This window comes from Kitasatospora sp. NPDC001132 (assembly GCF_053598415.1).
Map to the genome: position 1 here is coordinate 284,403 of NZ_JBSFKF010000007.1, position 11,894 is coordinate 296,296.

The 11,894-nt window shown below is 71.4% G+C and carries 11 protein-coding genes; 5 read left to right on the forward strand and 6 right to left on the reverse strand.

Going from position 1 to position 11,894, the window contains the following annotated elements:
- Positions 1 to 9: 9 nt before the first annotated feature.
- From ACWDBE_RS13020 to pknB, 3 genes are all read left to right on the forward strand, one after another.
- Positions 10 to 1,386 (forward strand): FtsW/RodA/SpoVE family cell cycle protein, encoded by a 1,377-nt coding sequence (locus ACWDBE_RS13020; protein ID WP_449788099.1) that lies wholly within the window; start codon positions 10 to 12, stop codon positions 1,384 to 1,386.
- Positions 1,383 to 2,840 (forward strand): peptidoglycan D,D-transpeptidase FtsI family protein, encoded by a 1,458-nt coding sequence (locus ACWDBE_RS13025; protein WP_449787902.1) that lies wholly within the window; start codon positions 1,383 to 1,385, stop codon positions 2,838 to 2,840. The genes ACWDBE_RS13020 and ACWDBE_RS13025 overlap by 4 nt, the downstream gene beginning before the upstream one ends.
- 260 nt (positions 2,841 to 3,100) lie before the next feature.
- Positions 3,101 to 5,215, forward strand: coding sequence for a Stk1 family PASTA domain-containing Ser/Thr kinase (gene pknB, locus ACWDBE_RS13030; protein ID WP_449807964.1), 2,115 nt, complete (start codon positions 3,101 to 3,103; stop codon positions 5,213 to 5,215).
- Between the two features lie 143 nt (positions 5,216 to 5,358).
- Here the strand turns inward: pknB and ACWDBE_RS13035 are convergent, their stop codons facing one another.
- From ACWDBE_RS13035 to ACWDBE_RS13055, 5 genes are all read right to left on the reverse strand, one after another.
- The gene (locus ACWDBE_RS13035; RefSeq protein ID WP_449807965.1) at positions 5,359 to 6,207 is read right to left on the reverse strand and encodes a class E sortase; all 849 of its coding nucleotides are present in this window, start codon (positions 6,205 to 6,207) and stop codon (positions 5,359 to 5,361) included.
- A gap of 37 nt (positions 6,208 to 6,244) precedes the next feature.
- Positions 6,245 to 7,279, reverse strand: a complete 1,035-nt coding sequence (locus ACWDBE_RS13040) for a class E sortase (RefSeq protein ID WP_449807966.1) — start codon at positions 7,277 to 7,279, stop codon at positions 6,245 to 6,247.
- A 5-nt stretch (positions 7,280 to 7,284) separates the two neighbouring features.
- A complete protein-coding gene (locus ACWDBE_RS13045; RefSeq protein WP_449787898.1) occupies positions 7,285 to 7,950 on the reverse strand; it encodes an aminodeoxychorismate/anthranilate synthase component II in 666 nt (221 codons plus the stop codon).
- 54 nt (positions 7,951 to 8,004) lie between these two features.
- Positions 8,005 to 8,184, reverse strand: a complete 180-nt coding sequence (locus ACWDBE_RS13050; RefSeq protein WP_449807967.1) for a hypothetical protein — start codon at positions 8,182 to 8,184, stop codon at positions 8,005 to 8,007.
- Positions 8,185 to 8,253: 69 nt separating this feature from the next.
- Positions 8,254 to 9,018, reverse strand: coding sequence for a DUF881 domain-containing protein (locus tag ACWDBE_RS13055; protein ID WP_449787897.1), 765 nt, complete (start codon positions 9,016 to 9,018; stop codon positions 8,254 to 8,256).
- A gap of 167 nt (positions 9,019 to 9,185) precedes the next feature.
- Between ACWDBE_RS13055 and crgA the strand changes: the two genes are divergently transcribed.
- Entirely contained in the window at positions 9,186 to 9,434 is a 249-nt protein-coding gene (gene crgA, locus ACWDBE_RS13060; RefSeq protein ID WP_049656797.1) for a cell division protein CrgA, read from the forward strand.
- Positions 9,435 to 9,771: 337 nt separating this feature from the next.
- On the opposite strand, the gene ACWDBE_RS13065 is transcribed toward crgA, so the two are convergent.
- Positions 9,772 to 10,689, reverse strand: a complete 918-nt coding sequence (locus tag ACWDBE_RS13065) for a rhomboid family intramembrane serine protease (RefSeq protein WP_449807968.1) — start codon at positions 10,687 to 10,689, stop codon at positions 9,772 to 9,774.
- A 353-nt stretch (positions 10,690 to 11,042) separates the two neighbouring features.
- On the opposite strand from ACWDBE_RS13065, the gene ACWDBE_RS13070 reads away from it, so the two are divergent.
- Positions 11,043 to 11,780, forward strand: a complete 738-nt coding sequence (locus ACWDBE_RS13070) for a DUF5324 family protein (protein WP_449787895.1) — start codon at positions 11,043 to 11,045, stop codon at positions 11,778 to 11,780.
- Positions 11,781 to 11,894: the final 114 nt, after the last annotated feature.

Genomic DNA, 11,894 nt, shown 5'->3' on the forward strand with positions numbered 1-11,894 from the left:
AACACCACGATCTCCCCGCAGGAGACGCCCAACCGGCGCAACACCGAGCTGGCCATGCTGGTCTTCGCGGTGCTGCTGCCGGTCCTCGCGTACGCCAACGTCGGCCTCGCGATGGACGGCAAGCTGCCCGCCGGCATGCTCGGCTACGGGTTCGGCATGGGCGCCCTGGCGGTGGTCGCCCACCTGCTGGTGCGCCGCTTCGCGCCGTACGCGGACCCGCTGATGCTGCCGATCGCCACCCTGCTCAACGGGCTCGGGGTGGTGATGATCTGGCGGCTGGACAAGGCGGGCAAGCTGCTCAAGGGCAACTACCCGGCGGCCGAGAACCAGCTGATGTGGTCGGCCCTCGGGATCGCCGGCTTCATCGGGGTGATGGTGCTGCTGAAGGACCACCGGGTGCTCCAGCGCTACACCTACATCTCGATGGTGGTGGCCCTCGTCCTGCTCGCCGCGCCGGCCTTCTTCCCGGCCAGGGCGGAGGACTTCGGCGCGAAGATCTGGATCCGGATGGGCAGCTTCTCCATCCAGCCCGGCGAGTTCGCCAAGATCGTCCTGACCGTGTTCTTCGCCGGCTACCTGATGGTCAAGCGGGACGCCCTCGCGCTGGCCAGCCGCCGGTTCATGGGCCTGTACCTGCCGCGCGGCCGCGACCTCGGCCCGATCATCGTGATCTGGCTGCTCAGTCTGCTGATCCTGATCTTCGAGAACGACCTGGGCACGTCCTTCCTGTTCTTCGGCCTGTTCGTGGTGATGCTCTACGTCGCCACCGAGCGGACCAGCTGGATCCTGTTCGGCCTGCTGATGTCGGTCGGCGGCGCGGTCGCGGTCGCCTCGACCGCCAGCCACGTGAAGGTCCGCATCGACGCCTGGCTCGACCCGATGGCCGCCTTCGGCCCGAACCCGCCGAAGGGCTCCACCGAGCAGATCGGCCAGTCGCTGATGGCGCTCGGCTCCGGCGGGGTCACGGGCTCCGGCCTGGGCCAGGGCCGGTCCTGGCTGATCGCCTTCGCCGCCAAGAGCGACTTCATCCTGGGCTCGTTCGGCGAGGAGCTCGGGCTGACCGGCCTGATGGCGATCTTCCTGCTGTACGCGCTGCTGATCCAGCGCGGCCTGCGCACCGCGCTCGCCGCCCGCGACCCGTTCGGCAAGCTGTTCGCCGTCGGCCTCTCCTCGGCGATGGCGATCCAGGTGTTCGTCGTGGCCGGCGGTGTCACCGGGCTGATCCCGCTCACCGGTATGACCATGCCGTTCCTCGCCCAGGGCGGTTCGTCCGTGGTCGCCAACTGGGCGCTGGTCGCGATCCTGCTGAAGATCAGCGACAGCGCCCGCCGCCCCGGGGCCGAACCGGCCCCGGCCCCCGAGGGCCAGGGAGGACCCGCCCGATGAACAAGCCGATCCGCCGGGTCTCGATCTTCTGCCTCGTGCTGATCCTGGCCCTGATGGTGCGCACCAACTGGGTGCAGGGCGTCCAGGCCGAGGCCTGGGCCACCAACAAGAACAACAAGCGCCAGCTGTACGACCGGTACGCCCACCCGCGCGGCAACATCATCGTCAGCGGCCAGCCGGTCACGAAGTCGGACTTCGTCAACGGCCTGCGCTACAAGTACAAGCGCTCCTGGGTCGACGGCCCGATGTACGCCCCGGTGACCGGCTACTCCTCCCAGGCCTACGGCTCCAACCAGTTGGAGAACCTGGAGGACGGCATCCTCTCCGGCACCGACGACCGGCTGTTCTTCCGCAACACCCTGGACATGCTGACCGGCGAGCAGAAGCGCGGCGGCGACGTCGTCACCACCATCAACGCCAAGGTCCAGAAGGCGGCCTTCGACGCGATGGGCAACAAGAAGGGCGCGGTGGTCGCCGTCGACCCGAAGACCGGCGCGATCCTGGCGCTGGTCTCCACCCCGTCCTACGACCCCGGCACCTTCGCCGGTGGCGAGGCCGCCGACACCAAGGCCTGGACGGACCTCAACGCGGACCCCAACAAGCCGATGCTCAACCGGGCGCTGAAGGAGACCTATCCGCCCGGCTCGACCTTCAAGCTGGTCACCGCCACCGCCGCGTTCGAGAACGGCCGCTACCAGAGCATCGACGACGCGACGGAGACGCCCGAGCCGTACATCCTGCCCGGCACGAACACCCAGCTGAAGAACGAGAGCCCGAACGAGCGCTGCGAGAACGCCACCATCAAGTCCGGGATGGACCAGTCCTGCAACACGGTCTTCGCCAAGATGGGCGCCGACCTGGGCAAGGAGCGGATGCGGGCGCAGGCCGAGAAGTTCGGCTTCAACAGCACGATCGACACCCCGATCCGCTCCGAGAAGAGCGTCTTCCCGGACAGCCCGAGCCCGGACGGCACCGCCCAGGACTCGATCGGCCAGCACGACACCCGCGCCACCCCGCTGCAGATGGCCATGGTCTCCGCCGCTATCGCCAACAACGGCAGCCTGATGCAGCCGTACCTGGTCGACCAGGAGCGCTCGGCCTCGCTGACCACCGTCTCCAAGCACACCGAGAAGCAGTTCTCCCAGCCGATGAGCCCGGCCACCGCGCAGAAGATGCAGGACCTGATGGTCTCGGTGGTCGAGAACGGCACCGGCACCAACGCCAAGATCCCCGGCCTCCAGGTCGGCGGCAAGACCGGCACCGCGCAGCACGGCGAGGACAACGCCGGGCTGCCGTACGCCTGGTTCACCTCCTGGGCCAAGACCCCGGACGGCCAGTCGGTCGCGGTCGCGGTGGTGGTCGAGGACGGCTCCCAGAACCGCGACGGCATCAGCGGTGGCCGGCTCGCGGCCCCGATCGCCAAGGCGGTGATGCAGGCCGCACTCGGCAAGTAGGAGCGCGGATCAGGGGTGAGGGAAAAGTCACGATCGGCAGCCCCGTCCGGATACCGGTCTGATATCGGCCGACGGCTGACTCCGGTCCGATGCGGTACGACCGGTAGCGTATCCGCCAGCAGCGGGTGTGCCCGTTGCCGCCCGCGAGGCACCGCACGGCCCGGCCGGAGAACCGGTCGCGGACGGCGCGGCGTCACCCAGAGCGTGCGGGGACACCTACGTCACAACCTCACCGGCGGGTGAGGGAGAGGGTCGGATCTATGGAAGAGCCTCGTCGCCTCGGCGGCAGGTACGAGCTCGGCGGCGTCCTCGGACGCGGCGGCATGGCCGAGGTCTACCTCGCCCATGACACCCGGCTCGGCCGCTCCGTCGCAGTGAAGACGCTCCGGGCCGACATGGCCCGGGATCCGTCGTTCCAGGCCCGCTTCCGCCGCGAGGCACAGTCGGCGGCGTCCCTGAACCACCCCGCGATCGTCGCCGTGTACGACACCGGCGAGGACTACATCGACGGCATCTCCATCCCGTACATCGTGATGGAGTACGTCGAGGGGTCGACGCTGCGCGAGCTGCTGCACTCCGGCCGCCGGCTGCTGCCCGAGCGCGCGCTGGAGATGACCATCGGCATCCTCCAGGCCCTCGAGTACTCGCACCGGGCCGGCATCGTGCACCGCGACATCAAGCCGGCCAACGTGATGCTGACCCGGCAGGGCAACGTCAAGGTCATGGACTTCGGCATCGCCCGTGCGATGGGCGACGCCGGGATGACCATGACGCAGACCTCGGCCGTCATCGGCACCGCCCAGTACCTCTCCCCCGAGCAGGCCAAGGGCGAGCAGGTCGACGCCCGCTCCGACCTCTACTCCACCGGCTGCCTGCTCTACGAGCTGCTGACCGTCCGCCCGCCGTTCGTCGGCGACTCGCCGGTCGCGGTGGCCTACCAGCACGTCCGGGAGGAGCCGCAGCCGCCGTCCGTCTTCGACCCCGAGGTGCGCCCCGAGGTCGACGCGATCGTGCTGAAGGCGCTCGCCAAGGACCGCGACTACCGCTACCAGACCGCCGACGAGATGCGCGACGACATCGAGCGCTTCCTCGACGGCCTGCCGGTGGCCGCCGCCCAGCAGGCCGGGTACGGCATGGGCCCGGCCGGCTACGGCTACGACCAGAACGGCTACCCGCAGCCGCACGACCCGTACGGCCAGACCAACGTGCTGCCGCAGCAGCCCGGCGGCCCGACCACCGTCCTGCCGCAGGCCTCCGGGCAGCCCGGCTACGGGCAGCAGGGCGGCTACCAGGACGACGGCTACGGCCAGACCTACGCCGGCGCCCCGGGCGGCGCGGGCGACGGCTACGACGACGGCTACGGCCGCGGCGGCCGCCGGGGCGAGGAACCGCCGAAGAAGAGCAACACCTCCTGGATCGTGCTGGCGGTCGCCGCCGTACTGGTCCTGGTCGGCACCTTCTTCGTCGCCCAGGCGATGTTCTCCGACAAGGACAAGGAGGCCGCGAAGGTCACCGCCCCGAACCTGGTCGGCAAGACGCTGGCCGAGGCCAAGGCGGCCGCCGCCGGCGTCGGCCCCAAGCTGGTGGTGGCCGAGGGCGAGAAGGTCGCCTGCCCGGACGCCAACATCAAGAAGGACCAGGTCTGCACCCAGAACCCGCCGGGGGGCGGGCAGGTCGTCGAGACCGCCACCATCACGGTGCAGATCTCCTCGGGCCCGGCCAAGGCGCCGGTGCCCGCGGTGGTCGGCAAGCCCAAGGACCAGGCCACCAAGGCGCTCGCCGACGCGGGCTTCGCCAACGTCACCACCGAGTACAAGGACGACGACACCGCCGCGCAGGACACCGTCACCGCCCAGGACCCGGCGGCCAACGCCGCCGTCGACCCGAGCACCCCGATCAAGCTGACCGTGTCGCAGGGCAAGACCAAGGTGAACGTCCCGAACGTGGTCGGCTCCCAGAAGGAGGACGCCACGGCGACCCTCCAGGGCCTCGGCTTCCAGGTGGACGCCTCGAAGACCACGCCGGCCCCCGACCCCTCCAAGGTCAACACCGTCGCCGCGCAGTCGGTCCCGGCCAACACCAAGGCCCCGGCCAACACCAAGATCACGCTGACCATCTACAAGGCGCAGGACAAGCCGCAGGTCCCGCCGCTGGCGAACGTCAAGCTGAGCGACGCCGCGAACCAGTTGAAGGCGCTCGGTCTGACCTACACGGTGGTCAACGGCCAGCCGGACCCGAACGCGACGGTGCAGGCGAGCAACCCGCCGGCCGGCACCCCGGTCGACCCGAACACCCAGATCCAGCTGTACATCAAGGCGGCCGAGCCGCCCAAAGGGGGAGACCCCACCACCACACCCCCCAAAGGGGACCACTAAGCATCCGGTATTCCCCTGGTTCGGCTGAGCCGGGGGCCGGAGCCCGGGTGACTCCCCAGCACGTCCGAGGGCCCGCCGCAGTTCATCGCGGCGGGCCCTCGGGCGGTTCCCCTTCCCTGGCCCCAGGAGGCCCGGGAAGGGGCTCAGGAGTGCCGCAGCTCCGGCGGCGGGGTGCGCTTGGCGTCCATGTCGTCCACCCGCACCAGGCTCCCCCAGACGGCCATCCGGTAGCGCGAGGTGTACACCGGGGTGCAGGTGGTCAGGGTGATGTAGCGGCCGGGGCCGGCGTAGCCGGAGCGGGGCGGGACGGGCGCCACGATGCCGGTGTCGTACTTGGTCGTCTCCGGCAGGGTGTTGTCGATCTTGTAGACGTACCACTTGTCCCGGGTCTCGACCACGACCGCGTCGCCCTTGTGGACGGCGTCCAGGTCGTGGAACTTGGCGCCGTGGCCGTCCCGGTGGGCGGCCAGCGCGAAGTTGCCCTGCTCGTCCCACGGCATCGCGGCCTTGTACGGCTGCTCGTAGACGCCCGCCACGCCCTCGTCCAGGACCTCGGTGGAGGTGCCCATCCGGATCAGCACCTGGAAGTCCCTGCCCATCGCCGGGACGTGCAGGAAGCCGACGTCGTCCCCGACCGCGAACTGCCTCGGCGCGGCGCCGGGGGCACCCGGGGCGGCGGACCCACCGGGCGCGGCGGACCCACCGGGGGCAGGGATGGCACCGGGCCCGGCCGAGGGGCCGGCGGCCGGGCCGGCGGCCCAGTCGCTGCGCAGCCGGTCGCCGGCCGCCGAGGCCGCGCGGTCCGCCTGCACGTTGGTCCACCACAGCGAGTAGGCCACGAACAGGCCCAGCACCAGGCCCAGGGTGATCAGCAGCTCGCCGAAGACCCCGAGCGCGGCCAGCGCCCGGCTCCGTCCCCGCCCGGCCCGCGGCTCGGGCGGGGGAAAGGCCTCCTGCGCCGGTTCGGCCGACAGCTCGGTCTCGTCCTGCATCTGCGGTGCTCCCCCTCCGGGCCGGACGGCCGGGCGGCTACCCGCCCGTGATGGCGGCCGGCTTGCCCTGGGCACGCGGCCGTTCGTCGATCATCTTGCCAAAGACGATGAGACGGAACTTGGAGGTGAACTCCGGGGTACAGGTCGTCAGCGTGATGTAGCGGCCGGGACCGGCGTACCCGGCGCCGTTCGGCACCGGCTTGATCACGCTCACGTTGTTGGGGGACGTCTCCGGGATGCCCCCGGTGACCTCGTAGGTGTAGTAGCCGGCGGAGGTCTCCACCACGATCTTGTCGCCCTTGCCGAGCTGGTTGATGTACCGGAACGGCTCGCCGTGGGTGTTGCGGTGGGCGGCCAGCGCGAAGTTGCCCGTCTTGTCGCCCGGCATGCCGGTGTTGGCGTAGTGCCCGACCAGGCCCTTGTCGAGCACCGCCGACTTGGAGGTGCCCTCGGCGATCGGGAACTTCAGCCCCAGCTTGGGCAGGTAGATGATGGCGAAGCCCTTGCCGGGCTCGAACACCTCGGGCTTGTTCGGGTCCGGGGCCGGCTGCCCCGGCTGGGCGGGCGCGGCGGGCGCCGCGTCGAACTGCTGCTCCAGCTGGTTGCGGGCCCCGTCGGCGGCCTCGTCGGCCTGCACGTTGGTCCACCAGAGCTGGTACGCGACGAAGAGCAGCATCACCAGACCCAGCGTGATGCACAGCTCGCCGACGCCCCGGGCGGCCACCACCAGCACGGACTCCTTGGGGCGCGCCCGCCCGGCGGCGCGGCCGCCCGCCCGGCGCCGACCACTGCCGGAGCGCAGCGAGGTGCGGCCCCGGGCGGCGCGGCGGCGCTCGGCCCGGCCGCCGGTGGGGACCGGTTCGGCGGCCGGTGCGCCGAGGTCCACGGGCAGCCGCAGCTGGAGGGTCTGGTCGGGCAGCCAGGGGTACTCGGGCCCGTCCACCAGGGGCTCCTGGGCCTGCTCGTACACGCCCCAGGCGTCCTCGGGCGCGGTCTGCACCGGGAACTGCTGCACGGTGCCGTACGGGTCCGCCTCCGGCTGGAAACGTCCCTCCGGACGCAGCGCGGTCACGCCGGTCAGCCCCGGCCGATCACCGGGGCGAGCCCGGCCGACCGGTCGACCGCCTGCGGGAAGCCGCACTCCGCGAGCCAGTTGGCGAGCATCCGGTGACCGCCCTCGGTGAGCACCGACTCGGGGTGGAACTGCACGCCCTCGACCGGCAGTTCACGGTGCCTCAGGCCCATGATCACACCGCTGTCGGTGCGCGCGGTGACCACCAGCTCGGCCGGCACGGTGTCCGGTTCGACCGCGAGCGAGTGGTAGCGGGTCGCGGTCAGCGGCGAGGGCAGGCCCTCGAACACCCCGCCGTCCTCGTGCTCGACCGGCGAGGTCTTGCCGTGCAGCAGCTCGGGCGCCCGGTCGACCACCGCGCCGTACGCCGCCGCGATCGACTGGAGGCCCAGGCAGACGCCGAACACCGGCAGCCCGATCCGCGCGCAGTGGTGGACCATCTCGATGCAGACCCCGGCCTCCTCGGGGGCACCGGGCCCGGGGGAGAGCAGCACGCCGTCGAAGCCCTCCTCGCCGGAGCGGCGGACGGCGTGCTCGACGGTCACCTCGTCGTTGCGCACCACCTCGCAGGTGGCACCGAGCTGGTACAGGTACTGGACCAGGTTGAAGACGAAGCTGTCGTAGTTGTCCACCACCAGGATGCGGGGCGGAGTGGTCGGCCGGGTCGTCATGCGCGCGTGGTCTCCGTGGGGTGCGGTGCTGGAAGGGGTGCCGGGCCCGCCGGCTCAGCCGGTCGCGGCGCCGTCGCCGCCGTCCACCGTGACGTCACCGAAGGGGAGCAGCGGTTCCGCCCACGGGAAGACGTAGTTGAAGAGGAGATAGACGATCCCCAGGACGAGGAGCAGCGAGACGACGGCTCGGACCAGGGTGTTTCCCGGAAGGTGACGCCAGATCCAGCCGTACATGGTGCTCCCTCGACGCAGCGGACTGGGTTAAAGAGTAGACCCGCGGTGCACGGCCGCGGGGCCGGTCCGCTACTGCTGTCCGCCCGCCGACCGCAGCTCGGTGGTGCCGGAGTAGCCGGGCAGGGTCAGCTCGCCGCTCTCCTGGACCTTCCAGCCCAGCCCGTACGCCTGGACGTACTGGAGGTAGTTGCGGATCGTCGGGTCGGCGTCGACGGCCGAACGCAGGGCGTCGGTCTTCCCGACCGCCTTGACCACGTACGGCGGGGAGTAGACCCGGCCCTGGAGCAGCAGCGTGTTGCCGACGCAGCGGACGGCGCTGGTGGAGATCAGCCGCTGGTCCATCACCTGGACGCCCTCGGCGCCGCCGCGCCACAGCGCGTTGACCACGGCCTGGATGTCCTGCTGGTGGATGACCAGGTCGTTGACGCCGGGCTCGGGCACCCCGGGGATGCGCGCGGTGGCGTTCGGCGGGGCGTCGTTGAGGGTGACGGTCAGGCCGCCGCCCTGGAGCGGCTCCAGGGCGGCGCCGGCGCGCAGGCCGTCCAGCTGCGCGGCGTCGGCCGGGTCGTGGCCCTGCTGCTCGGTGAGCTGCTGGGCGCGGGCCTGGAGGTCGGCGAGCTGGGACTGCGCCTGCTGGTTCTGCCCGCTGCGCTGGCGGATCACGTCGCCGAGGCTGAGCAGCGAGTTGTCGGTCCGCAGGTCGGTGCCGCGGGCGGTCTGCGCGCTGATGTAGAAGAGCAGGCCGGCGAGCGCGAAGACGGCGCAGGTCAGGGCACGGCCGACAATTCGGGTGCCGGAGCGGCGGGTACGGGCCGGTTCAGGGGGAATCGACAAATTAGTCACCGTACCCTTATCTCCTCAACACCCGCCGAGCCACTACGCTAACGGACGCCGGTGGCATGCGGCGGAGCGGTCCCCGGACCGTCCTCCGCAACAGACCCGGCCGATTCCCCCCGTTGCACCCCGCGCGGTCTCACAGCGCATCGACAGGAGAGCTCCTCGTGCCGAAGTCTCGACTCCGCAAGAAGTCCGACTACACCCCGCCGACCACGGCCGCGGTGAAGATCAGTTCGGGCCGCGGTTGGGTCGCGCCGCTGATGCTGGCACTGTTCCTGATCGGACTGGTGTGGATCGTCACCTACTACGTGACCAGCGGCACCTACCCGGTCGAGAGCTGGCGCAACTGGAACATCCTGGTCGGCTTCGGCTTCATCGCCGCCGGGTTCGGCGTCTCCACCCAGTGGAAGTGACGGCCCGACCGTCCTGAGGCTCGGTCCCGAGCCACTCTCCGCCGTTCCGGATCGTTCGTCCCGGGACGGCGGTCAGGCGTGCCCGCAGCCGGGCGGGAATCCGGTCGGTTGTTCCCACCATCGGACTGGCGTGCTTATCCACATGGTTATCCACACTGGGGAAAAGTCCCCCCGGCCTGTGGATAACTTTCCCTGACAGAGCCGTCCACAGCTGTGCACAACTCCCCGGGAACGGGAGAACCGCACAGCAGGACACGCGTAGAACAGCAGTCCACAGCCGGGTGGTCGCACAGCTTGTGCACAACCCCGCACCCGCTGTGGACAAACGCTCGAAGGGTCACGCCCCGTACAGGGCCATCCCGGCCAGCAACATCCCCGCCTCGACCGCCAGCGCGCCCAACACCGTCAGGGCCTGGACCAGGCCGCGGCGCTCGCGCGGGGCGTACATCAGGCCGGCCGCGGTCAGCGAGCCGAGCAGCAGGCCGCCGATGTGCGCCCGCCAGTCGATGCCCGGGCGGGAGAAGGTGACGATCAGGTTGAAGACCAGGAACGCCATCGCCGGGCCGAGCGGGCCCTTGTCCCGCAACTGCATCACGATCGTGGCGCCGATCAGACCGAAGACCGCCCCGGAGGCGCCCAGCGAGCTCATCTCGTGGCCGGCCACCAGGAAGGCGAAGGTGCTGCCGCCCAGGCCGGCGACCAGGTAGACGGCCAGGAAGCGCAGCCGGCCGAGCGCCTGCTCCAGTGCCGGGCCGAGCCAGAACAGCACCAGCATGTTCATCCCGACGTGCCACCACTCCAGGTGCAGGAAGGTGGCGGTCAGCAGCCGGTACCACTGGTGCGGGCCGTCGGCGACACCGGCCGGGCCGCCGAGGGTGTCCGCCCCCGCGCTGATCAGCAACCAGATCTGGCCGAGCCGCGGGGTGAGCACGTAGGCCGCCAGCACCCAGACCACGACGTTGATCCCGATCAGCACCCGGGTGACCAGCCCGCCGTCGGCGGCCAGGGCCCCACCGAACCGGGTGGTCGCCCGCCGCGCCCCGGCGTGGCCGTTGCCGACGCACTCCGGGCACTGGAAGCCCACCGAGGCGGTCACCATGCAGTGCGGGCAGATCGGCCGCTCGCAGCGGGAGCAGGAGACCCCGGTGGGGGTCTGCGGGTGCCGGTAGCAGCCGGGCAGTCCGGCCTCCGGGGACCGATCGGCCGTCGGCCGCGGCTCGTCCGGGAGCATCAGCGGGGTCCCCTTCCCGTACATGACCTCAAAGCCGCCAGCCTACTGCCGCACCCCCCGTCCCCGGATCGGACTCCCCAGTCCTCCCCCACCGGCCCACCCCGCAAGGGCCCACGCACGGCCCACCCGACACGCCCAACCCCACACCCGGCCCATACCCCACCTCACCACCGGCCCGCCCCGCAGGGACCCCACGCACGGCCCACCCGACACGCCCAACCCCACACCCGGCCCACACCCCACCTCACCACCGACCCGCCCCGCAGGGACCCCACGCACGGCCCACCCGACATGCCTTCGGACAAATCAGGATGCATGATCAGCATTCAGGTGGATATGTGCATATAGGACGGGACGCCACCCAGGAGGAGAGACTCGTGAGCTTTTCGGATTCGGCCCGAGAGACGGCCACCAGGACCCGGGACACCGCCGCACACTTCGCGGACGGCGCCAAGCAGCGCCTCGGCCCCGCCTTGGACGCCTTCGGTCCGAAGGCCGCCCTGGCCGCCCACAACCTCCGCGGCCAGTACGACAGGCACCTGGCCCCGCAGTTCCGCCACGCCTTCGCCAGCCTCCCGCCGGAGGCCCAGCAGAACGCCCTGAAGGCCCTGCACCGAGCCCAGGAGGCCGCCCTGGCGGCCCGGCTGTCCGCCGCCCGGGCCGCGGACCAGACCCGCGCCACCGTCGTCCCCAGGGTCACCCAGGCGGTCGAGGAGGCCCGCGCCACGGTCGTCCCGGTCGCCCAGGAGGCCCAGGCCCGCGGCGCCGCCGCACTGACCGCCCTCCACGGCCACGTCAGCTCGGCCGAGATCAGCAAGCTGGCCGCCCGGAACGCCAGGAAGGAGCGCTGCAACCGCCTGGCCGCCGGCCTCGCCGTGGCCGGCCTGCTGGCGATCGGCGGCGGCGTCGTCGCCTGGCAGTGGTGGCACCGGCACAGCAACCCGGAATGGCTGGTCGAGCCCCCGGCCGCGCAGGAACCCCGGCCGGCCGGCGCACACGCCACCTCCGGCCCGGTGAACGGCTCCGGCCCGGAGGCCACCTCCGAACCGACGGACGGGGCCCCGGCCGCCGGGAGCGACGGCCCCTCCGCCGAGGACGACCCCGGGCCGCGCTGAGCGGACGGGAAGGACCGGAAACGCCGATCGGCCGTCGACCAGGATCCTGGGGGGGGGGCGCGGGGGGAAGAGGGGGGTAAAGGGGTGATATTTGGTATAGAAAAACCACAACAT

Bases quoted from the DNA above. Each gene is read 5' to 3' on its own strand.
- ACWDBE_RS13025 (WP_449787902.1), top strand. From the start codon at position 1,383: ATGAACAAGCCGATCCGCCGGGTCTCGATCTTCTGCCTCGTGCTGATC.
- ACWDBE_RS13065 (WP_449807968.1), bottom strand. From the start codon at position 10,689: ATGTACGGGAAGGGGACCCCGCTGATGCTCCCGGACGAGCCGCGGCCG.
- pknB (WP_449807964.1), top strand. From the start codon at position 3,101: ATGGAAGAGCCTCGTCGCCTCGGCGGCAGGTACGAGCTCGGCGGCGTC.
- ACWDBE_RS13035 (WP_449807965.1), bottom strand. From the start codon at position 6,207: ATGCAGGACGAGACCGAGCTGTCGGCCGAACCGGCGCAGGAGGCCTTT.
- ACWDBE_RS13045 (WP_449787898.1), bottom strand. From the start codon at position 7,950: ATGACGACCCGGCCGACCACTCCGCCCCGCATCCTGGTGGTGGACAAC.
- ACWDBE_RS13050 (WP_449807967.1), bottom strand. From the start codon at position 8,184: ATGTACGGCTGGATCTGGCGTCACCTTCCGGGAAACACCCTGGTCCGA.